Source organism: Pseudomonas sp. ICMP 10191, from assembly GCF_001467335.1.
Lineage (GTDB): Bacteria > Pseudomonadota > Gammaproteobacteria > Pseudomonadales > Pseudomonadaceae > Aquipseudomonas > Aquipseudomonas cerasi.
This window is the reverse complement of record NZ_LKGW01000168.1, coordinates 95,499-115,314: the sequence shown is the minus strand read 5'-3', so window position 1 is coordinate 115,314 and position 19,816 is coordinate 95,499. Positions and strand designations below refer to the sequence as shown.

20 protein-coding genes are annotated in these 19,816 nt (G+C 58.3%); 8 read left to right on the top strand and 12 right to left on the bottom strand.

The window, feature by feature from the left end:
- Positions 1–133 precede the first annotated feature (133 nt).
- Positions 134–1,228 (top strand): HEAT repeat domain-containing protein, encoded by a 1,095-nt coding sequence (locus tag AO388_RS24875; RefSeq protein WP_024663677.1) that lies wholly within the window; start codon positions 134–136, stop codon positions 1,226–1,228.
- 485 nt (positions 1,229–1,713) lie between these two features.
- The gene (locus tag AO388_RS24870) at positions 1,714–2,076 is read left to right on the top strand and encodes a histone-like nucleoid-structuring protein, MvaT/MvaU family (RefSeq protein ID WP_058417361.1); all 363 of its coding nucleotides are present in this window, start codon (positions 1,714–1,716) and stop codon (positions 2,074–2,076) included.
- Between the two features lie 471 nt (positions 2,077–2,547).
- Here the strand turns inward: AO388_RS24870 and AO388_RS24865 are convergent, their stop codons facing one another.
- Positions 2,548–3,156 (bottom strand): DUF4946 domain-containing protein, encoded by a 609-nt coding sequence (locus AO388_RS24865; RefSeq protein ID WP_032609761.1) that lies wholly within the window; start codon positions 3,154–3,156, stop codon positions 2,548–2,550.
- Positions 3,157–3,256: 100 nt separating this feature from the next.
- Here AO388_RS24865 and gloA point away from each other — a divergent pair, with 100 nt between their 5' ends.
- Positions 3,257–3,778: a lactoylglutathione lyase gene (gene gloA, locus AO388_RS24860; RefSeq protein ID WP_003364444.1), complete on the top strand. Its 522-nt coding sequence runs from the start codon at positions 3,257–3,259 to the stop codon at positions 3,776–3,778.
- Between the two features lie 93 nt (positions 3,779–3,871).
- On the opposite strand, the gene ahpF is transcribed toward gloA, so the two are convergent.
- The 3 genes from ahpF to AO388_RS24845 all read right to left on the bottom strand — a co-directional run bounded on the left by ahpF (position 3,872) and on the right by AO388_RS24845 (position 7,192).
- The gene (ahpF, locus tag AO388_RS24855; protein ID WP_058417360.1) at positions 3,872–5,434 is read right to left on the bottom strand and encodes an alkyl hydroperoxide reductase subunit F; all 1,563 of its coding nucleotides are present in this window, start codon (positions 5,432–5,434) and stop codon (positions 3,872–3,874) included.
- A gap of 124 nt (positions 5,435–5,558) precedes the next feature.
- Positions 5,559–6,122: an alkyl hydroperoxide reductase subunit C gene (gene ahpC / locus AO388_RS24850; RefSeq protein WP_002553298.1), complete on the bottom strand. Its 564-nt coding sequence runs from the start codon at positions 6,120–6,122 to the stop codon at positions 5,559–5,561.
- Positions 6,123–6,232: 110 nt separating this feature from the next.
- On the bottom strand, positions 6,233–7,192 hold the full coding sequence (locus tag AO388_RS24845) for a site-specific integrase (protein ID WP_058417359.1): 960 nt from the start codon (positions 7,190–7,192) through the stop codon (positions 6,233–6,235).
- 177 nt (positions 7,193–7,369) lie between these two features.
- On the opposite strand from AO388_RS24845, the gene AO388_RS24840 reads away from it, so the two are divergent.
- A complete protein-coding gene (locus tag AO388_RS24840; RefSeq protein WP_054081008.1) occupies positions 7,370–8,380 on the top strand; it encodes a DNA-binding protein in 1,011 nt (336 codons plus the stop codon).
- A 10-nt stretch (positions 8,381–8,390) separates the two neighbouring features.
- Here AO388_RS24840 and AO388_RS24835 read toward each other — a convergent pair whose 3' ends face one another.
- From AO388_RS24835 to galU, 3 genes are all read right to left on the bottom strand, one after another.
- Complete coding sequence (locus AO388_RS24835) at positions 8,391–9,665, bottom strand: hybrid sensor histidine kinase/response regulator (protein ID WP_058417358.1); 1,275 nt, start codon at positions 9,663–9,665, stop codon at positions 8,391–8,393.
- A 92-nt stretch (positions 9,666–9,757) separates the two neighbouring features.
- Positions 9,758–11,116 (bottom strand): glutathione-disulfide reductase, encoded by a 1,359-nt coding sequence (gene gorA / locus AO388_RS24830; RefSeq protein ID WP_058417357.1) that lies wholly within the window; start codon positions 11,114–11,116, stop codon positions 9,758–9,760.
- 102 nt (positions 11,117–11,218) lie between these two features.
- Positions 11,219–12,058, bottom strand: coding sequence for a UTP--glucose-1-phosphate uridylyltransferase GalU (galU, locus tag AO388_RS24825; RefSeq protein ID WP_003364457.1), 840 nt, complete (start codon positions 12,056–12,058; stop codon positions 11,219–11,221).
- 374 nt (positions 12,059–12,432) lie between these two features.
- On the opposite strand from galU, the gene AO388_RS24820 reads away from it, so the two are divergent.
- Positions 12,433–12,714, top strand: a complete 282-nt coding sequence (locus AO388_RS24820; RefSeq protein ID WP_003400694.1) for a hypothetical protein — start codon at positions 12,433–12,435, stop codon at positions 12,712–12,714.
- A gap of 55 nt (positions 12,715–12,769) precedes the next feature.
- On the opposite strand, the gene AO388_RS24815 is transcribed toward AO388_RS24820, so the two are convergent.
- Positions 12,770–13,123, bottom strand: coding sequence for a hypothetical protein (locus tag AO388_RS24815; protein ID WP_003411257.1), 354 nt, complete (start codon positions 13,121–13,123; stop codon positions 12,770–12,772).
- A 167-nt stretch (positions 13,124–13,290) separates the two neighbouring features.
- On the opposite strand from AO388_RS24815, the gene AO388_RS24810 reads away from it, so the two are divergent.
- From AO388_RS24810 to alkB, 3 genes are read left to right on the top strand one after another with little or no spacing between them, the layout of a single operon-like run.
- On the top strand, positions 13,291–13,596 hold the full coding sequence (locus tag AO388_RS24810; protein ID WP_003364463.1) for a DUF1883 domain-containing protein: 306 nt from the start codon (positions 13,291–13,293) through the stop codon (positions 13,594–13,596).
- 14 nt (positions 13,597–13,610) lie between these two features.
- Positions 13,611–13,793, top strand: coding sequence for a hypothetical protein (locus tag AO388_RS24805; protein ID WP_003364465.1), 183 nt, complete (start codon positions 13,611–13,613; stop codon positions 13,791–13,793).
- A gap of 24 nt (positions 13,794–13,817) precedes the next feature.
- Positions 13,818–14,504: a DNA oxidative demethylase AlkB gene (alkB, locus tag AO388_RS24800; protein WP_054081010.1), complete on the top strand. Its 687-nt coding sequence runs from the start codon at positions 13,818–13,820 to the stop codon at positions 14,502–14,504.
- Here the strand turns inward: alkB and AO388_RS24795 are convergent, their stop codons facing one another.
- The 4 genes from AO388_RS24795 to gnd are packed head-to-tail and all read right to left on the bottom strand — an operon-like array spanning position 14,505 to position 19,732.
- Positions 14,505–16,322, bottom strand: a complete 1,818-nt coding sequence (locus AO388_RS24795) for a glycoside hydrolase family 15 protein (RefSeq protein ID WP_058417356.1) — start codon at positions 16,320–16,322, stop codon at positions 14,505–14,507.
- A gap of 50 nt (positions 16,323–16,372) precedes the next feature.
- Positions 16,373–17,182: a Cof-type HAD-IIB family hydrolase gene (locus AO388_RS24790; protein WP_058417355.1), complete on the bottom strand. Its 810-nt coding sequence runs from the start codon at positions 17,180–17,182 to the stop codon at positions 16,373–16,375.
- Complete coding sequence (gene zwf / locus AO388_RS24785) at positions 17,175–18,707, bottom strand: glucose-6-phosphate dehydrogenase (RefSeq protein WP_004413763.1); 1,533 nt, start codon at positions 18,705–18,707, stop codon at positions 17,175–17,177. The genes AO388_RS24790 and zwf overlap by 8 nt, the downstream gene beginning before the upstream one ends.
- A complete protein-coding gene (gnd, locus tag AO388_RS24780; RefSeq protein WP_072366055.1) occupies positions 18,707–19,732 on the bottom strand; it encodes a phosphogluconate dehydrogenase (NAD(+)-dependent, decarboxylating) in 1,026 nt (341 codons plus the stop codon). The genes zwf and gnd overlap by 1 nt, the downstream gene beginning before the upstream one ends.
- Between the last annotated feature and the right edge of the window lie 84 nt (positions 19,733–19,816).

Genomic DNA, 19,816 nt, shown 5'->3' with positions numbered 1-19,816 from the left:
ACCGGTAAAAAAACCCCGCGCCCGATCAGGCCGCGGGGCTTTTTTTGCCTGAAATCCGGCTGCATCATGATTGCCGTTTGACAGCTGCCAGCCACTCCCCGAAGCTGCAACCCGTCAAGCATTGGAAATCGATATGCCCAGACTTTCTACCATGGGGTTATCGCCTCAACCCACTTCTCGACGCCGCTGGCTGATCGGCGCAGCGGCTGCAGCGCTGCTGATGCTTTCGCTGGTTTTCTGGTGGTGGCGCACGCCCGTCCAGACCGCGCCGGCCAGGCTGAGTCATACCTATGCCCAGGCGCTGGAACAGGCACACGACGGTAAACCGGGTGCCGCGCGCGTGCTGTATCAACAACTGGGACGGACTGACCTGTCTGACACGCAACGCATCAGCCTGCTCGCCGAACTGAGCGACTATCCCAGCCCCCAGGCCCTCAAGTTGCTTGATGCGGCCTTGAGTAACCCGTCCGCGCAAGTGCGCGAAGCGGCCATCGATGTCAGTGTCAGGCTGGTCTCCAACAGTCAGCGCAGTCTGTTGCTCGGCCCCCTGCTGGATGACGCCGAACAATCCGTCAGGTTTCGCGCCACCAGCGCCCTGCTTGGCCTCTCACCTGATGAGCTGGGCCTGTACTTTGCCGTCCTGCAGCAAAGTGCCGAGGCGTTTCAGGAGTCACTCAAGAGCCAGCCGCAAAGCGCACAAAACCAGCTGCAACTGGCCAGGCTGTATCTGCAGACCGGCGACCTGGAACCCGCGCTCGCGGCGCTACAGCGCGCCACCGCGCTGGACCCGGGCAATATCGAAGCAGCGCTGGCGCATATCGAATTACTGGACCGCAAGGGCCAGGCCGAGCAGGCGCGCAGCCTTTTCGCGCAACTGCTCGAGCATAACCCTGGCTCGTCCCTGCTCCAGCATGCCCTCGGCATGTGGCTGCTGAACCACGGCCAGGCTGAATTCGCCGTGCTCAGCCTGGCCAAGGCCACGGAACTGGCGCCCGATAACAACGACTATCGCTATGACCTGGCGGTTGCCCTGCACTCGTTGAACGAGCTTGAAGCGGCACAGCGGCAGTTGACTCAGATCGTTCAAAACCAGCCCGCCAATCGCAAGGCCAGAGTGCTGCTGATCCAGTACTGGAAAGAGAACGGTCAGCTGCAGAACGTGCAGATTCTGCTGGCCGAGCTCGAACAGCAGAACCCGGATGACCCTGTGCTGCAACAGGGACTGTAGGGTCAGAAACGCAACGCCGAGACAGGCCAAAGGCTATCTTTGCATGGTCTACACGCCTTTCAGTCCGCGGCGTTCGCACTGCTCTGCCATTTCCTCATCCGATAGTCCTATTGCCTGTCGGATATTTCTCTTTTTAAGCTACCCACTCTCTCATGACACGTTTTCCATCCGTGGCTAATATCGGAAATAACTTACACTGCCCCTCCGCGTACAACACGGACATCATCCCCTATATCCAACATCGTCTCCCCGCTTCATTTAACGAATTTGAAAAAGGCTATTTTCTAACTGAAAAAAAAAGTGCATCATTTGCGGGCGACTGAGTTATAAATACCCTCTATCTGCGCAATGACAAGCCGCGAAGGCCAAGTTTCAGCATAGAAACCGCAGGTATCGGGCACCCTCGAGTGAGCGAATCGGTCATCAGTTTTGTCTCATCGCTTTATAGGGCTGACAACAGCCATTACATTGTTGGAGTATATTAATTGTCCAGACTTGCCGAGTTTCGAGCAGCAGAGAAAGCCCTTCAGGAACAGCTTGCACAGCTGGAATCGTTGAAGAATGACGCCGGATTGAAAAAGGAGATCGAATTCGAGCAAAAGCTCCAGGACCTGATGGGCACCTACGGCAAAAGCCTGCGTGACATCATTGCAATCCTTGACCCTGCAAGCGCTACCTCACTGGCCGCACCCGCAGGTCCAAAGCGTCGCCGCGCACGTGTGGTCAAGGTTTACCAGAATCCGCACACGGGTGAGCTGATTGAAACCAAGGGCGGCAACCATCGCGGCCTCAAGGCGTGGAAAGAGCAATACGGTGTAGACACTGTTGATTCATGGCTTCGTGCCTGATTGCAAGTTGTCACTTGAAGCCCTGCACGTGCAGGGCTTTTTTGTCTGCGCCGCTGCATATGATCACCTGCGCACTGCAGCTTTTTGCCCGGACGCACACACAGTTCCTTTCGTTGGACACCGGGAATTCATATACATGATTGAGTGAACTGCCCGGTACATATACTTCAGGGCACCGGGAAAATACCGCGAGAATAATGACGCCAATAAATCTGGATTATGCGATTCAGCACACAGTTACAAACCTGAACAGTCCCTGAAGTGTGTAGAGTAATTATTCAGTTTGGCGGTGTAATGAGATACATCCTTATTTGTTTCTCAATGATTCGGCGCGTCGAAGAGCACCACATTCGCAGCACAGCGGAGCTTCACACTTTTTTCACATGCACTCTCGGATGATGAAGACCGCTAAAGGAATAGCGCCCCATGCCCGCCTCGGCGGGCTTCTTTTTGCCTGCGAAAAGGCAGAGGTCACTGCGTATCGTCCAGGCGCAGACTCTCGCGAATACGCAGTGCCTCATCCTTGTTGTTCGCATAGCCGTCTGCCGATCCCGCATAGGACAACGACCAGGCCAGCTCCTTGCTGGCGGCCGCGACCAGTGTCTGGGTCAGCACGTGCACACCATTCTGAGTAATGGTGCAGGTGGTTTCGAGTGCGGGCACGACGCTGAGTCGACTTTCACGGACATGCGTGCAAGCGCTCTGCAGTCCGCTCCGGGCAAAATTGACCTGAATCGACTTGCGCATTTCCAGCAGAACGCCCTGGACATTGACTTCATGCCCTGGCGTCAGGCGCGTCTGGGTGAGTTCCATGACCATCAGCGGATTTCCACTTTGATCGTTTTTCACCGCGCGCTGTCTGACTTGCACGGAAGGTTGAACGGGCTCGCCCGACTCGGTCGGTATCGACTCGACCTCCCAGCCTGCGGGCCAGACGATCATTGCATCGGCGGCATGCACCTGTGCAGTGCCCAACAGCAGGAACAGGCAAAGGCTTGGCACGGAGCGTCGGTAGTGCGAAAGGATCATGATCGGGTCGCCAGAACGGTTGACCCGAAATTCTGAGCCTGTTGTCGGCATCGAGCAAGGCCGACGCGACGTTATCCGAGCCGGGTTTGGCACTGCGCGCCCTGCCCCGTATCATTTGGCATTATTTGTACATTCTGTTGGAGACACATTGATGAGCTTGCACGAACTCAACACACTACCGGGCGTCACAGCCGATCCTGAAGCGGCCACCCGGCAGTTTGTGTTCAATCACACCATGCTGCGCGTCAAGGACATTACCAAATCGCTTGATTTCTACACCCGCGTACTGGGCTTCAGCCTGGTCGAGAAGCGTGACTTCCCGGAAGCCGAATTCAGCCTGTACTTCCTGGCGCTGGTCGACAAGGCACAGATCCCGGAAGACGACGCCGCCCGCAACGAATGGATGAAGTCGATCCCCGGCATTCTGGAGCTGACCCATAACCACGGTACCGAAAGCGATGCCACAGCGTCTTACCATAACGGCAACAGCGACCCGCGCGGCTTTGGCCATATCTGCGTGTCGGTGCCGGATGTGAAAGTCGCCTGCGAGCGTTTTGAAAGCCTGGGCGTCGACTTTCAGAAGCGCTTGTCCGATGGCCGCATGAACAGCCTGGCCTTTATCAAGGACCCGGACGGTTACTGGGTAGAGATCATCCAGCCAACGCCGCTCTGAGACTGCCGGTGATCGCTTCGGCAAGGGGCGATCCGCGTAGAAAGCAAAAAGCCCCGTGATCGCTCACGGGGCTTTTCGTTTACCGCTCTCCGATCAGGCCGGGGCGGAGGTACGGATCAGGTGGTCAAAGGCGCTCAGGGAGGCCTTGGCACCTTCGCCTAGGGCGATGATGATCTGCTTGTACGGTGCAACCGTCACGTCACCGGCAGCGAAGATGCCTGGCACCGAGGTTTCACCGCGAGGATCGACCACGATCTCACCGCGCGGCGACAACTCAATGGCACCTTTGAGCCACTCACTGTTGGGCAGCAGGCCGATCTGCACGAAGATACCTTCGAGCGGTACGTTGATCTCTTCGCCTGTGGTGCGGTTCTTGTAGCGCAGGCCGTTGACCTTCTGCTCATCACCTGTCACTTCAGTGGTTTGCGCACTGGTGATCACGGTCACGTTCGGCAGACTGTGCAATTTGCGCTGCAGCACCGCGTCGGCACGCAATTGCACGTCGAACTCCAGTAGAGTCACGTGAGACACGATACCTGCGAGGTCGATTGCAGCCTCGACACCCGAGTTACCGCCACCGATGACAGCGACGCGCTTGCCTTTGAACAAAGGACCGTCACAGTGCGGGCAATAAGCCACACCCTTGTTACGGTACTGCTGCTCACCCGGCACGTTCATCTCCCTCCAGCGTGCGCCAGTGGCAAGGATCAGCGTCTTGGCCTTGAGGCTGGCACCGCTGGCAAACTTCACTTCGTGCAACTCGCCGGCTGCGCCAGGAATCAGCTTGTCGGCACGCTGCAGGTTCATGATGTCGACTTCGTACTGCTTGACGTGCTCTTCAAGCGCCACGGCCAGCTTCGGCCCCTCGGTATGTTGTACCGAGATGAAGTTCTCGATGGCCATGGTGTCGAGCACCTGACCGCCGAAACGCTCGGCAGCAACACCGGTGCGGATGCCTTTACGCGCAGCATAGACTGCCGCGGCCGAGCCAGCCGGGCCACCGCCGACGACCAGCACATCGAAAGCCTGCTTGGCGTTGAGTTTTTCCGCCTGACGCGCACCGGCGCCGGTGTCGATCTTGGCCAGAATCTCTTCCAGGCCCATGCGGCCCTGACCGAACAACTCACCGTTCAGATAGATGCTGGGCACCGACATGATCTTGCGATCGGTAACTTCTTCCTGGAACAGTGCACCGTCGATAGCGACGTGCTTGATACCAGGGTTCAGCACTGCCATCAGGTTCAGGGCCTGGACGACGTCCGGGCAGTTCTGGCAGGACTGCGAGAAATAGGTTTCGAAATGGAATTCGCCCTGAAGTGCGCGAACCTGTTCGATGGTTTCCGCACTGACCTTGGGTGGATAGCCGCCGACTTGCAGCAGCGCCAGGACCAGCGAGGTGAATTCGTGACCCATGGGGATACCGGCAAAACGCAGGCTGATATCGTGGCCAAGGCTGCTCAGCGAGAACGACGGCGTACGTGCGTCGGTGCCGCTGTCATTCAGGGTGACGTCCTTGGAAACACTGATCACATCATTGAGCAGTGCAAGCATTTCCTGAGACTTCGCGCCGTCATCAAGGGACGCGACGATCTCGATGGGGCGAGTAACCCGCTCCAGATAGGATTTCAACTGGGCTTTAAGATTGGCGTCCAACATGTGGCGGCTTCCTGTTTACAAAGGGTAGAAATAACAACGCCCAGGCGATTACCGCCCGGGCGTTTTTTGGGGCGATGCGGTTTACTTGCTCAAGAGCTCAACGCCCCCAGCCGATTCATGCGACTCAGATCTTGCCAACCAGGTCCAGGGACGGAGCCAGAGTAGCTTCGCCTTCTTTCCACTTGGCTGGGCAGACTTCGCCCGGGTGAGCGGCAACGTACTGAGCAGCCTTGATCTTGCGCAGCAGCTCGGAAGCGTCACGACCAACGCCACCGTCGTTCAGTTCGACGATTTTGATCTGACCTTCAGGGTTGATCACGAAAGTACCGCGATCCGCCAGACCGGCTTCTTCGATCAGCACGTCGAAGTTGCGGGAGATGGTCAGGGTCGGGTCACCGATCATGGTGTACTGGATCTTGCCGATTGCTGGCGAAGTGTTGTGCCATGCAGCGTGGGCGAAGTGGGTGTCGGTCGAAACGCTGTAGATTTCAACGCCCAGCTTCTTGAACTCTTCGTAGTTGTCAGCCAGGTCTTCCAGCTCGGTCGGGCATACGAAAGTGAAGTCGGCCGGGTAGAAGAATACGACAGACCACTTGCCTTTGAAGTCAGCGTCCGAGACGTCAACGAAAGCGCCGTTCTTGAATGCGGTAGCCTTGAACGGTTTTACTTGGCTGTTGATGATAGGCATCGGTATATCTCCTGATGGGTTGGATGGGTTGTGAATTCGATGGAGTGAAGCTTACGCATGATCGATGACAATCGCTCATTGGCAAACCTGATGTCACTGATTGCTTTTCACTATGAAGGCAGCTTATCGATAGAAGAAACCTTCGGACCGCTCCCCGCCTCCGATGGGCTCAGGAACGGAGCGGCATCAATGTAGCGCATCGCCGACTTGATGTCCCTCCAGCCTACATAGGACATCAGTGACTTGAGGTCCCAGCCGTTGCTGTGCGCCCAGCTTGCAAAACCGCGACGCAACGAGTGGCTGGTGTAGCGCTCGGCGGCGATGCCTGCACGCTGGAGCGCCTGACGCAGCAACGGGATGATGCTGTTGGCGTGCAACTCCTCCTCTTTAAGGTTACCCCAGCGGTCCACTGCCCGAAAGACCGGACCGCGTACCAGCGCGGTACAGTTGATCCACTCTATATAGGCCTGAACCGGGCAAAGCCGCTGCAAGGCCGGGGTCTGATAGGTGCGGCCCAGATTTTCTCGATCGCCTTTGCTCCGCGGCAAATACAGGCTGATTCCCGAGTTGGCGATGGCCTTGACGTCCTGTACTTGCAGGCGGCATAGCTCGTCACTACGAAACCCGCGCCAGAACCCCAGCAGGATCAGCGCCGAATCGCGTCGGCCGCGCAACAGCCGTGGCTGATCGTGTTGTGCGCTTGCTTCGCGTATTTCGATCTCCAGCCAGGCGATGACTTTTTCCAGATCCTGCAACTGCAAGGGCTCGGCCTGCTTTTCCTGTGCGGGGTGCAGCGCACGAATGCCCTTGATGACCTTGCGCACCATCGGTGCCTTGGTCGGATCGACAAAACCCTGGCTGACGTGCCACTGGGCCAGCGCTGACAAACGCAGCTTCAAGGTGTTCACCGACAGCGTCCCGGCATGGCTGGCCAGGTAACGCGCCACGCTTTCGCTGGTCGCCGGCAGAAACCCGCCCCATGTCACCTCGAAATGCTCGATCGCAGCCCGATAGCTGCGGCGCGTGTTGTCGCGGGTCGCCGCCTCGATGTAGCGATCAACGTCATTCATGGCTCAAACCTGCTCGGGTGTACCGGTAAGGGCGCCGTAAAGGGAGCTGAAGACGCCTGACACGGGATAATACGCCAATATCCCGTGTTAATTAATTCAAAAAATGGCTAATTATTTCAAAACATATAGTATGTAATTACAGAGTACATACCACAGTATGAAATCGTAGGAGACAGCATGGCCCGTGGCGGTGTAAACAAGGCGTTAGTGCAGAAAGCGAGAGCGTCCCTGCTGTCCCGAGGCGAAAACCCCAGCATCGACGCGGTACGTATCGAAATGGGCAATACCGGCTCGAAAACCACTATCCACCGCTATCTGAAGGAGCTTGAATCCACGCAAGCCCCAGCGCCGGATATCAATGAGGAATTGAGCGATCTGGTCGCGCATCTCGCCCAAAGGCTTCAGGAACAGGCGCAAGAGCGTATTGATCAGGCGCGCGATGAATATCAGGCCGAGCGCGACACCCTGCAGCGGCAACTTGCGGGCACTCAAGAGCAGATCAGCCAGCTGGAAAAACACGCACAGCAGCGTGAACAGGCTCTGGAACAGCAGGCCGCCGCCCTGCTCCACACGCAAGGCACACTGCAGGATGTGCAGACAGAACACGCCCGGTTGCTTCAGGCCAATCAGGACCTGGAGGCACGCCTGCGCGACAAGGACGGGCAGATCCATTCGCTTGAAGAAAAACACCAGCACGCCCGCGAGACACTGGAGCACTATCGCAACTCGATCAGGGAGCAACGCGAGCAGGAGCAGCGACGCCACGAAACCCAGGTTCAGCAGCTGCAAATGGAACTGCGACAGGCACAGCAAGGCCTTGCCATGCACCAGGAAAACATTACACAGCTCAATCGAGATAACGAAAGGTTGCTGGCTGAAAATCGCAACACCCTGCGCGAACTGCACAGCCAGACCGACCAGCTGAAGCAGGCCAACACGCAGAATGCCGCCTTCGCCGAACAACAGCACCACACCCGCACCCAATGCGCGTTGCTGGAAGAAAGGTTACGCAGCGCGCAGGACGAAAACACCGCACTTAAACAAGGCATGACCGATGCGCAGCAACAGAGCCGCATGCTGGAACTGCTGCTGACCAAGAAGGAAGCGGCACTGGAGAACCTGCAGACAAGGCTCGATCAGCCGGACAAACCCAAAGCCACCAGAAAGAAACCATCAGACAAAGCCTGATCAGCAAGCTTCAGGCCAGCGCTATCTCGCCGCATGGCAGATGCAAATCAACCCGGGTGCCCTGACCTTCGGCGCTTTCTATATGCACGTGTCCGCCGGCTTGCCGGGTAAAGCCGTAGACCATCGACAAACCCAGGCCGGTTCCCTGGCCTACCGGTTTGGTGGTGAAAAACGGATCGAACACCTGATCGATAACATCCCGAGCAATGCCACAGCCGTTATCTTCAACACTAAGCTGTACGTAGTCGCCAGGCAGCAGACCGTCTTTTTGCGTCTCCAGCGTTAACGCGCGGCTGCGCACGCACAACCTCCCTCCGACAGGTACGGCATCGCGCGCGTTGATGACCAGATTCAACAAGGCATTTTCCAACTGATGCTCATCGGTGCGCACCGCGCTCAGCCCCTCCTCCAGCTCGATCTCCAGGTGCGCATGAGCGCCGACCGTCCCCCGCAACAACTCTTCCATGGAGCGGACCATGCAATTGACATCCACCACGGCGACGTTAAGCGACTGCCGACGGGCAAATGTCAGCAGCCTGCGGGTCAGTGCAGCAGCACGGTTTGCAGAACTCGCTGCGGCATCCAGGTAGCGATCGACCTCACTGACACGCCCGGCAGCCACACGCAGCCTGATCATGTCCAGTGCGCCAATCACGCCGGAAAGTACATTGTTGAAGTCATGGGCGATACCACCAGTCAACTGACCGATAGCATCCATCTTCTGCGCATGGCGCAAGACCTCTTCAGCCATCGCCCGCTCGGCAATTTCAGCCTGCAACAGCTCATTTGCAGCTTCCAGCTCACGCGTGCGCTCGGCGACGCGCAACTCCAGACTTTCGTTGAGTTCGCGCAACGCCTCTTCTGCATTGACCTGAGCGGTGATGTCGGTGTGAGTACCCAGCCAGTGGGTAATGTGCCCCCTTGCGTCGCGCAGCGGCAGCGCACGCGAAAGGAACCAGTTGAAAGCGCCGCCCTTGCCACGTATCGGAAATGTATCTTCCCAGATCGAGCCAGTGGAAAAGCAGTATTGCAGACGCGCCATCACGCGCTCGCGATGTTCGGGGTGCAGAACCGAGCGCCACCCCAGGGCAGTCATGGCCTCGAGCGAAGCGCCGGTGTACGCATGCCAACGCTCGTTGTACCAATGGATTTGCCCGCGGGGGCTGGCAGTCCAGGCCAGTTGACTCATGTTGTCAGCCAATGCCCTGAACTGACGCTCGCTTTCACGCAAGGCATCAATGTGCTGCGCGACTTCGCGGTCCTGCTCGGCAGAATGCAATGGCATTCTGGCCGGTGGCTGCTCTCTATTCACGTCGGGATCCATCCTCTCGAAACTCTTACCCCGGAGTTCTTCCTGAACTCCGGGCGTTGCGTGACTTAACGTTTGACAGGCGTCCGCATGGTAACGAACTCTTCTGCCGCGGTCGGGTGTACCCCGATAGTATCGTCGAATACCTGCTTGGTCGCGCCAGCCTTGATGGCAATGGCCAGGCTCTGGACGATTTCGCCAGCATCCGGCCCGACCATATGGCAGCCCAGCACACGATCGGTTTTGGCATCGACGACCAGCTTCATCAATGTGCGCTCCTGATCATCGGTCAGGGTCAGCTTCATCGGCCTGAAACGACTCTCGAAAATCTGCACATCGTGCCCGGCCTTGATTGCATCCTCTTCGGTCAGACCGACCGTACCGATGTTCGGCAGACTGAAAACCGCCGTCGGGATGTGATTGTAGTCTACCGGGCGATACTGCTCGGGCTTGAACAGTCGGCGCGCGACCGCCATGCCTTCAGCCAGAGCGACCGGCGTCAGCTGCACACCCCCGATGACATCGCCGATGGCCAGGATAGAGGGCTCGCTGCTCTGGTAATTGTCATCGACCTTGATATAGCCGTGCTCGTCCAGCTTGACGTCGACACTGTCCAGACCGAGGTTGTCGAGCATTGGGCGGCGCCCTGTTGCGTAGAACACGCAATCGGTCTCGAGCGTGCCGCCACCTTTCATGGACAACAGCAGACTGCCGTCGGCCTGCTTGTCGATACGCTCGATATCGCTGTTGAAGCGAATCGTCATGTGGCGCTTGAGCAACTCTTCGTGAAGATGGGTGCGGACACCGCCATCAAAGCCACGCAAGAACAACTCGCGGCGATAGACCAGCGTGGTGTCGGCACCGAGCCCGTTGAAAATCGAGGCGAACTCCACCGCGATGTAGCCGCCACCCACAACGACGACCCGCTTGGGTAGCGTTTTGAGATAGAACGACTCGTTGGAGGTGATCGCGTGCTCGCGCCCTGGTACGTCAGGCACCTGGGGCCAGCCGCCGGTGGCAATCAGAATGCGCTCGGCACTGTAGGTCTGACCGTTGATTTCGACCTGCTGCGGGCCGGTCAATTTCGCATGCCCTTCAAGCAGCGTCACGCCGCTGTCGACCAGCAACTTGCGATAGATGCCATTAAGGCGATTGATCTCACGATCCTTGTTGGCGATCAGCGTGGCCCAATCGAACTGGGCCTCACCCAGCGACCAGCCGAAGCCCTTGGCATGATCGAAATCCTCGGAAAAATGCGCCCCGTACACCAATAGCTTTTTGGGTACGCATCCTACGTTGACGCAGGTTCCGCCCAGATAGCGGCTCTCGGCCACAGCGACCTTTGCGCCGAAACCGGCAGCGAAACGCGCCGCCCTGACGCCGCCCGAGCCGGCGCCAATTACAAACAGATCAAAATCAAAGGCCATCGATATCTCCTTGGCAGAGGCACAGCATAGCCGCTTGGCGGCCAGTCAGAAATGACAAAGCCACCCGAAGGTGGCTTTGTCCCGGGCGTCATCAATCAGAAATCAATGCGCTTTGCCGGTTTTGTAGAAATGCTCGAAGCAGAAGTTGGTCGCCTGGATGTAGCCTTCCGCACCACCGCAGTCAAAACGCTCACCCTTGAACTTGTAAGCGAGTACGTTGCCTTCGGCAGCCTGCTTCATCAAGGCATCGGTGATCTGAATCTCACCACCCTTGCCCGGCTCGGTCTGTTCGATTTTCTCGAAAATGTCCGGAGTCAGGATGTAGCGGCCGATGATCGCCAGGTTGGACGGCGCATCTTCAGGCTTAGGCTTTTCAACCATGTTGGTCACGCGGAACAGGCCCGGCTTGATCTCTTCACCCGCGATCACGCCGTACTTGTTGGTTTCCTGCGGATCGACTTCCTGAATGGCGATGATCGAGCAGCCATAATGCTTGTGCAGTTTGACCATCTGCGCCAGCACGCCGTCACCCTCAGGGTTGACGCACAGGTCGTCCGCGAGAACCACGGCGAAAGCTTCGTTGCCGATCAGTGGGCGACCGCTCAGGATGGCATGGCCCAAACCTTTCATTTCGGTCTGACGGGTGTACGAGAAGCTGCACTCGTCGATCAGCTTGCGAATACCAACGAGGTACTTTTCCTTGTCAGTGCCCTTGATCTGGTGCTCAAGCTCATAGCTGATGTCGAAGTGGTCTTCAAGAGCGCGCTTGCCACGACCGGTCACGATGGAAATTTCGGTCAGGCCTGCAGCGAGGGCTTCCTCAACACCGTATTGGATCAGTGGCTTGTTGACCACCGGCAGCATTTCCTTGGGCATGGCCTTGGTCGCTGGCAGGAAGCGAGTACCGTAACCGGCTGCTGGGAACAAGCATTTCTTGATCATAAAAGTCCTTGGTAAGGGCTGTTGGTGTTAACGGCGCAGTCTAATGATGAGGCAGGCACCTTACAATGCCCCGCCTTTGGCCGTCCGATGCCATGATAGAGGAATACTCGTACAGATAGTTCCGCACTTTCTGGATATTGCCTTTACATAAAAGCAGCTCAAGGCACCGTCAAACTACCCTCAAGGCCTGCGCGGCCGGACCTCAACACCGCTTCTAGGCGACCGCGGACTTTACACCCGGCTTCGCCAACGGCAAGCGGCGACAAGTGGGAGGCAGGCAGTTTATGATGCAAAACATGGCGGAACGATGGCACCCGTTATCAGTCCAACGCTCGCATTTGTTAATTCCCTGGCCTTATCTCGAAGCGAAAAACATGATCAGAATTTTGTCCATTATTGCTGTGCTGGGCCTCACCGGCTGCGCAACCGCCTCCAATACCTACCTGAAAAACGGCAAACAGGGCTTGAGCATCGACTGCTCCGGCGAGGCGATGTCCTGGGCAAGCTGCTACGAAAAGGCGGATGCGTCCTGTGCAGGCACAGGTTATGAAATTGTCGGCACAGATGGCACCCCGCAACCTGCCGAAAGCGACAAGACGCTGGGCGTGGACGTTGGCAACTACAAAAGCCGCAGCGTGCTGGTGGTCTGCAAGTAATCAGGTCTGCCGCCCTGTCCACCGCGAACAGGGCCAGCTGACCCGGCCTGACTGATCAGCCTGAAATGCACGCTTCGGCAGCGTTCTGCACATCCCTGAAACGAATGGGCACGTTGGAAAGTCGTTCGTAGACCTTGATCGTACTACCGCCCGAGCGGCTTTCGATATCCACTACTGCCGCGGGTGACTTGCTGAGTTTCTGCGCGACGATGACCCGCAGGCCGTCATGCCGAGGCTCGATCAGAGGCGGCTTGCGACTGCTGCTGATCTTGCCAGCGAAGCAATCGGCGTATTCCTGAGGATTTTTGCCCGACATCACGTTCATGGTGGGGGGTGTATGCTCAATGTCGTTCACTGTGGCACAGCCAGTCATTGCCAGGGCCAGGACTACTACAGCAGCCAGTTTCATACAAAGCCTCCAAATAAAGGTCCTACGACAAGCCCCAGCGCAATTAAATCCCGGCTGAGGCATTTTTTCCCGGAAACACGGCAAATTAATGCTCACCGACGTCAAATTGCGGGCGTCGCATGCTATCGTTTTGATTTTTCAGAAAAACCCCCATTTCGGAGCCCGTCATGAAATTCGTACACCAGCGTGAGCATCTCAACGAGGACGACCTTGTCGTCATCGAGTGCTCTCAGACCTGCAATATTCGCCTGATGAACGATGCGAATTTTCGCAGCTTTAAAAATGGTGGTCGGCACACCTATCATGGCGGCGCGTTCGACAGATTTCCGGCCAAGATCGCCGCGCCAAGCACCGGTTTCTGGAACATCACCATCGATACTGCAGGCCGCAAGGCAGACACCAACGCCGGACGCAAACTGCCTTTCACTCACAAGATCAAGATCGTCCGGCGCTCGACCTCTCGCCTGGGATGATGCAAGGAGTCACCGTGAACAATCCAGCCCCGCGTACGACCAAATTCGCTGTCAGCTATAAGCTCAATGGCGAACGCCGCTTCGAATTTGCCCAATTGCAATCGGCGTCCACCGAGGAAGCCGAAGCCGCCTTGAAGAAAATGCACGGCGAGAGCGACGACCTTATTACGGACGTCAAGGTCAGCAAGGCTCTCTGATACTCACCGGAGCTCGATCCGATCATGCAACGCAAAGGTGACACTCCCGCCACGCTGGACCTGTTCGCAGACCAGACGGCCCAGCCTCGCAGCGATGAGCGGATCGGGCCTGGGTCGTGGCTGTTCAGAGGCTTTGCGCTGACCGCCATGCCGCAACTGTTGGCCGCCCTTGAGGAAACGCTGGGCCTTTCGCCGTTCCGGCACATGCAGACCCCCAGCGGTCTGAGCATGTCTGCAGCGCTGAGCAGTTGCGGACAACTGGGCTGGATAACCGACCGTCATGGTTATCGATACACGGCAACCGACCCGCAAACAGGACAGGCCTGGCCGGCGATGCCGGACGCCTTCATGCACCTGGCGCAGGACGCCGCACTCGCAGCCGGCTATGCCGGGTTCGTGCCTGACGCCTGTCTGATCAACCGCTATATCCCGGGCGCCAGGATGTCCCTGCATCAGGACCGAAACGAACACGACCATCGCTGGCCAGTAGTGTCGGTATCACTGGGCATACCGGCCATCTTTCAGTTCGGCGGCCTGCTGCGCAGCGACAAGACTCAACGCATTTCCCTGTTTCATGGCGACGTGGTGGTCTGGGGCGGCGAGGACAGATTGCGCTTTCACGGCATTCTGCCCATCAAGCAGGCAGAACATCCGCAATTGGGTGAGCAACGGATCAACCTGACCTTTCGCAAGGCCGGCCGCGACAGCTGATCAGGCCTCTTCGAGCACGCCGGACGTCCGGGCCAGCGCCGGGCATACCGCCCGGTGCAGGTTAAGTGCTGTATTGATGATGCCGATGTGGCTGAACGCCTGCGGGAAATTGCCCAGCATGCGCCCGCCCTTCGGATCGTACTGTTCGGCCAGCAGACCAACGTCATTGCACAGACCCACCAACCGTTCGAACAGCCGCGCGGCATCATCAGCCCGGCCCAGCAAGACGTAGGCATCGGCCAGCCAGAACGAACAGACCAGAAACGTCCCTTCCCGACCGGCAACGCCATCGACACTGCGCTCGTTGTCATAGCGCAGCAGCAGACCATCCTGCATCAGCGTACGCTCGATCTGCGCGACAGTACCGATAACTCGCGGGTCTTCAGGCGCAAGAAAACCGGTCAGCACAATCTGCAGCAGACTGGCATCCACTTCTGTCGAGCCATAGGTCTGTACGAAGCTGCCAAGCTCGGCATCGAAACCGTGGCGACAGACATCGGCATGGATTTCGTCCGCCACTTTCCGGTAGTGCACTGCCAGCGCACGATCCTCATCGCTCTCGGCAGCCTGGGCGATCTGCGTGGCGTTACGGTCAAAGGCCACCCAGGCCATGACTTTCGAGTGCGTGAAGTGCCGCGGCTCGGAACGTATCTCCCAGATGCCCGCATCCGGCAGGTGCCAGATCTTCTCCAGATACGGCATGACCACTTTGGAAATCGCCACGCTGCGCGGGTGCTGCGCCATACCGCCGCGCAGCGCCTGGATCATGGCGTCGGCCACTTCGCCGTAGACGTCCAGCTGAACCTGTGTCGCCGCACCATTGCCGACGCGCACCGGCAGTGAGTTCTCATAGCCACCCAGCCAGGGCAGCTCATACTCCTGCAAACGCCGCTCGCCGCCTACGCCGTACATGATCTGGATCTGTTCCGGGTTACCGGCAACCGAGCGCAACAGCCAGTCCCGCCAGGCCTCAGCTTCCTCGAAATAACCCAGATTCATGAATGCCAGAAGGGTCATGGTGGCGTCGCGCAGCCAGCAATAGCGGTAATCCCAATTGCGCTCGCCACCCAACTGTTCGGGCAGTGAGGTGGTCACGGCGGCAACGATGCCGCCGGTGGGCGCGTAGGTCATGGCTTTCAGCGTTATCAGCGAGCGCTTTACCTGAGCCGTCCACGGCCCGACGTCAGGGCAACGATCAGAAAACTCGCGCCAGTAGGCAGCGGTGCTTTCCAGAGCCTGATCGGCATCGATCTGCTCGAGCAAGGGTGCAAAGGATGCCTGATAGGCCAGCGTGAAGACCTCGCGCTCGCCTTCATCGACGTGAAAACGGCTGGCGGTGTGATGATCCTGAGGATGCAGTGCCACAGGGCTGCGCAAAACCAGCATTTCCGGCCCGGCCACTGCCGTCAGCGTATGAGCATCCTTTCGCTCGACCCAGGGCACACTGCTGCCGTAATCGAAACGGATGGCGAGGTCTACAGCGAACTCGACCCGACCGGACAGCCCGATCACCATGCGCACCACGTGGCCGGAGGTCTTCATGGGCATGAAATCGATCAGCATGGCGCGACCGTCACGGGTTTCGAAAACGGTTTCGAGAATCAGCGTGCCGTCGCGGTAACGGCGCTCGACGGCAATAACCTCGGCGGTCGGCGCAATCTTCCAGCGGCCATGCTCATCACTCCCCAATAGAGCGGCGAAACAGGCCGTCGAGTCGAAGCGGGGGAAACACAACCAGTCCAGCGAACCATCACGGGCGACCAGCGCCGCCGTCTCGCAGTTGCCCAGCAATGCGTAGTCTTCGATCAGTGCAGCCATCCAGAAATGCCCGTCGTGATGATGATTCGTTAACGTGGGTAAACAGCTGATCAGGCGTTCAGGATGTAACGCTCGATGGCGTTGGCCACTCCGTCCTGCTCATTGCTATCAGTAACATGATCAGCCTGTCCCTTGACTGTCTGCTCGCCCTGCCCCATGGCAATCGACAAGCCTGCCTTGTGGAACATCGCCACGTCGTTACCGCCGTCGCCTATGGCCGCCGTACGCGACAGGTCGACGCCCAGATAGTCCGCCAGCGCGACCAGAGCGGAACCCTTGTTGGCCTCCAGCGCGGTGACATCCAGGTAGTATTTTTGCGAGCGGGCCGCCAGCGCGAGTCCTTGGATCTGCGGATTGAGCTGCGCCTCAAGGGTCTTGAGCAACTCGAAATCACCGCTGGCCGCGACGATCTTGTCGACGCGATCCAGATACGGCTCGAAACTCTCGACCTGAACATAGTCATAGCCCAGCGCATCGAGCTCATGATCGACGTAATCGGCATCGGGATCGAGCAGCAGCCACTGATCATCGGCAAATACCCAGATGGCAACGTTTTGCCCGGCAAACAACTCCAGACAGATGCGAACGGCGCGCGGGTCAATGCGATGAGCCACCAACAGGCTGCCATCGGGATGAGTGATGGTGCCGCCATTGAATGCAACGGTGGGCAAATCCACATCCAGCGCTTCGATCACCTGGCGCATGGCCCTGGGCGGGCGACTGCTGGCCAGCGTGAAGTGAACGCCGGCATCACGCAGGCGCTTGATGGCGTCGATATTGGCTTGGCTAAGGCTGTGATCACGGCGCAGTAATGTGCCGTCGATGTCGGACAACAGGAACTGTACGGGCAGTTCAGACATTCAATTCTCTCCATTCCCGACCATCACGACTCAGCAACTCTTCGCCCGCTTGCGGACCATCCTTGCCAGCTTCGTAAAGCTGCACTTGCGGCTGCGCGGCCCAGGCGTCGAGGAACGGCTGCACTGCACGCCAGCCGTTCTCGATGTTGTCGGCCCGCTGGAAGAGCGTCTGATCACCGGTCAGGCAGTCATAAATGAGGGTTTCGTACCCGGTGGAGGGCTGCATCTCGAAGAAATCCTTGTAGGCGAAGCCCAGCGCGATATCTTCCATCTTCAGTTCCGGGCCAGGACGCTTTGCAAACAGGTCGAACCACATGCCTTCGTTGGGCTGGATCTGGATCCGCAAGTAGTTGGGCTTGAGCCGGTCGACTTCGGTATCGCGGAACTGCGCGTACGGAGCAGGCTTGAAGCAGATGGCGATCTCAGTGCTGCGAGCGCTCATGCGCTTTCCGGTGCGCAGGTAGAAAGGCACGCCCACCCAGCGCCAGTTGTCGACCATGACCTTGAGCGCAACGTAGGTCTCGGTGTTGCTGTCCGGCTCCACGCGATCTTCCTGGCGATAACCGACGACCTGCTTGTCGCCCATCACGCCCTTCGCATACTGGCCACGCACCGAATTGGCCAGGGCTTCCTCCTGGCTCCAGGGCCGGATTGCACCGACCACCTTGGCCTTCTCGCCGCGAACGGCATCGGCACCGAAAGCGGCAGGCGGCTCCATCGCAACCATCGCCAGCAGCTGGAACAGGTGGTTGGGCACCATGTCGCGCAAGGCACCGGTGTGTTCGTAAAAGCTGCCACGGGTTTCGACGCCTACGGTTTCCGCAGCCGTGATCTGTACATGGTCGATGTAGTGATTGTTCCAGAACGACTCGAACAGGCCATTGGAGAAACGGCTGACCAGAATGTTCTGCACCGTCTCCTTGCCCAGGTAATGGTCGATCCGGTAAATCTGCTTCTCGCTCATGACCTTGAGCAGGCAGCCATTGAGCTCGACCGCACTGGCCAGATCGGAGCCGAAGGGCTTTTCGATCACGACGCGACGAAACCCGTTTTCGGTTTCCTGCAGCAAACCTGACGAACCCAGCCGTTGGGCAACCTCACTGAAAAACCGCGGCGCAGTGGCCAGATAGAACACCGCATTCGCGGTGCCAGTGCTCTCGATCTTGCTGGCGATGTCCTGATAAGTGGAATCGTCGAGGAAGTCGCCCTGCACATAACTGATGCGCTCGGCCAGCTTGCTCCACAGCGCCGGGTCGAGGGGATCCTTGCCACCGCCAGCCACCTTGCCGGCGGCTTCATCCCGAATGAAGTTCTCAAGCTTTTTCGCAAAGTCGGCATCACTGATCGCATTGTGATCGACGCCGACGATATGCAGCCCTTCATCCACCAGACCGTCGCGTGACAGGTTGTAAAGCGCCGGCATCAACAGGCGCTTGACCAGGTCTCCATGCGCACCGAACAGAAACAGGGTCGTGGGTGGGGCTACCTCGGTTTTTTGCTCGGCACTGCCACGCGACAGGCCCATTACTTGGGTTCCTTGTGGCCACCGAATCCAAAGCGCATGGCGGACAGCATCTTGTCCGCGTACGAACTTGTCTGGCGAGAACGGAAACGCGCAAACAGGGCGCTGGACAGAACAGGAACCGGAACCGCCTGCTCGATGGCCGCCTCGATGGTCCAGCGACCTTCGCCGCTGTCGGCAACCGAACCGGAGAAAGCATCCAAGTGCGGGTCGGTAGCCAGGGCATCGGCAGTCAGGTCCAGCAGCCAGGACGACACCACACTGCCACGACGCCAGACTTCGGCAATGTCGGCCGTGTTGAGGTCGAAACGCTGTTCAGGCGGCAGGTGTTCGGAATTTTTCTGTTTGAGAAGATCGAAGCCTTCGGCGAAGGCCTGCATCATTCCGTACTCGATGCCGTTGTGGATCATCTTCACGAAATGCCCGGAACCCGCAGGGCCGGAGTGGATATAGCCACGTTCGGCGCGGTCGTCGGTCGATTTGCGGTCACGAGTGCGCTCGATCGAGCCAAGGCCCGGAGCCAGTGTCGCGAACAGCGGATCGAGGCGCTCGACAACGGCGGCCTCGCCTCCGATCATCATGCAGTAGCCACGCTCAAGCCCCCAGACGCCACCTGACGTACCGACATCGACGTAATGCAGGCCCTTTTCAGTGAGCTCCTGAGCGCGCCGGATATCGTCCTTGTAGAAAGTATTACCGCCGTCGATGATCACGTCATCGGCGTCAAGCAACTCGCTGAGGGTCTGAATGGTGTCTTCGGTGGGCGCACCTGCCGGGAGCATTACCCAGACAGCACGGGGCTTGGCGAGCGTGCTGACCAGTTCCTTCAGATCTGCGACCGCAGTCGAACCGTCATTGGCCAGGGCGTTGCGCGATGCTTCATCACGGTCGTACACCACAGTCGTGTGACCATTCAGCATCAGACGGCGTGCAATGTTGCCGCCCATGCGGCCCAGTCCAATAATCCCAAGTTGCATGAAGGTGCTCCTTAAATCGTAAAAAGGTGCCTCGCTTGCCGTCCAGCGCATCGACAGGTTACGAGCATGCTGATTAGTCAAGCGAGGCGGAACGTCGGTTCCCTTGCGAGAAGATGAAGACGCGAGCGCCCTCCT

Excerpts from the sequence above, each read along its gene's own strand:
- AO388_RS24875 (WP_024663677.1), top strand. The coding sequence starts at position 134 with ATGCCCAGACTTTCTACCATGGGGTTATCGCCTCAACCCACTTCTCGA.
- alkB (WP_054081010.1), top strand. The coding sequence starts at position 13,818 with ATGCAACGCAAAGGTGACACTCCCGCCACGCTGGACCTGTTCGCAGAC.
- AO388_RS24865 (WP_032609761.1), bottom strand. The coding sequence starts at position 3,156 with ATGCCGACAACAGGCTCAGAATTTCGGGTCAACCGTTCTGGCGACCCG.
- AO388_RS24835 (WP_058417358.1), bottom strand. The coding sequence starts at position 9,665 with ATGCCATTGCATTCTGCCGAGCAGGACCGCGAAGTCGCGCAGCACATT.
- AO388_RS24790 (WP_058417355.1), bottom strand. The coding sequence starts at position 17,182 with ATGTCTGAACTGCCCGTACAGTTCCTGTTGTCCGACATCGACGGCACA.
- gnd (WP_072366055.1), bottom strand. The coding sequence starts at position 19,732 with ATGCGCTGGACGGCAAGCGAGGCACCTTTTTACGATTTAAGGAGCACC.
- ahpF (WP_058417360.1), bottom strand. The coding sequence starts at position 5,434 with ATGTTGGACGCCAATCTTAAAGCCCAGTTGAAATCCTATCTGGAGCGG.
- zwf (WP_004413763.1), bottom strand. The coding sequence starts at position 18,707 with ATGGGCCTGTCGCGTGGCAGTGCCGAGCAAAAAACCGAGGTAGCCCCA.
- gorA (WP_058417357.1), bottom strand. The coding sequence starts at position 11,116 with ATGGCCTTTGATTTTGATCTGTTTGTAATTGGCGCCGGCTCGGGCGGC.
- AO388_RS24815 (WP_003411257.1), bottom strand. The coding sequence starts at position 13,123 with ATGAAACTGGCTGCTGTAGTAGTCCTGGCCCTGGCAATGACTGGCTGT.
- gloA (WP_003364444.1), top strand. The coding sequence starts at position 3,257 with ATGAGCTTGCACGAACTCAACACACTACCGGGCGTCACAGCCGATCCT.
- AO388_RS24845 (WP_058417359.1), bottom strand. The coding sequence starts at position 7,192 with ATGAATGACGTTGATCGCTACATCGAGGCGGCGACCCGCGACAACACG.
- AO388_RS24810 (WP_003364463.1), top strand. The coding sequence starts at position 13,291 with ATGAAATTCGTACACCAGCGTGAGCATCTCAACGAGGACGACCTTGTC.
- AO388_RS24840 (WP_054081008.1), top strand. The coding sequence starts at position 7,370 with ATGGCCCGTGGCGGTGTAAACAAGGCGTTAGTGCAGAAAGCGAGAGCG.
- ahpC (WP_002553298.1), bottom strand. The coding sequence starts at position 6,122 with ATGCCTATCATCAACAGCCAAGTAAAACCGTTCAAGGCTACCGCATTC.
- galU (WP_003364457.1), bottom strand. The coding sequence starts at position 12,058 with ATGATCAAGAAATGCTTGTTCCCAGCAGCCGGTTACGGTACTCGCTTC.
- AO388_RS24820 (WP_003400694.1), top strand. The coding sequence starts at position 12,433 with ATGATCAGAATTTTGTCCATTATTGCTGTGCTGGGCCTCACCGGCTGC.
- AO388_RS24795 (WP_058417356.1), bottom strand. The coding sequence starts at position 16,322 with ATGGCTGCACTGATCGAAGACTACGCATTGCTGGGCAACTGCGAGACG.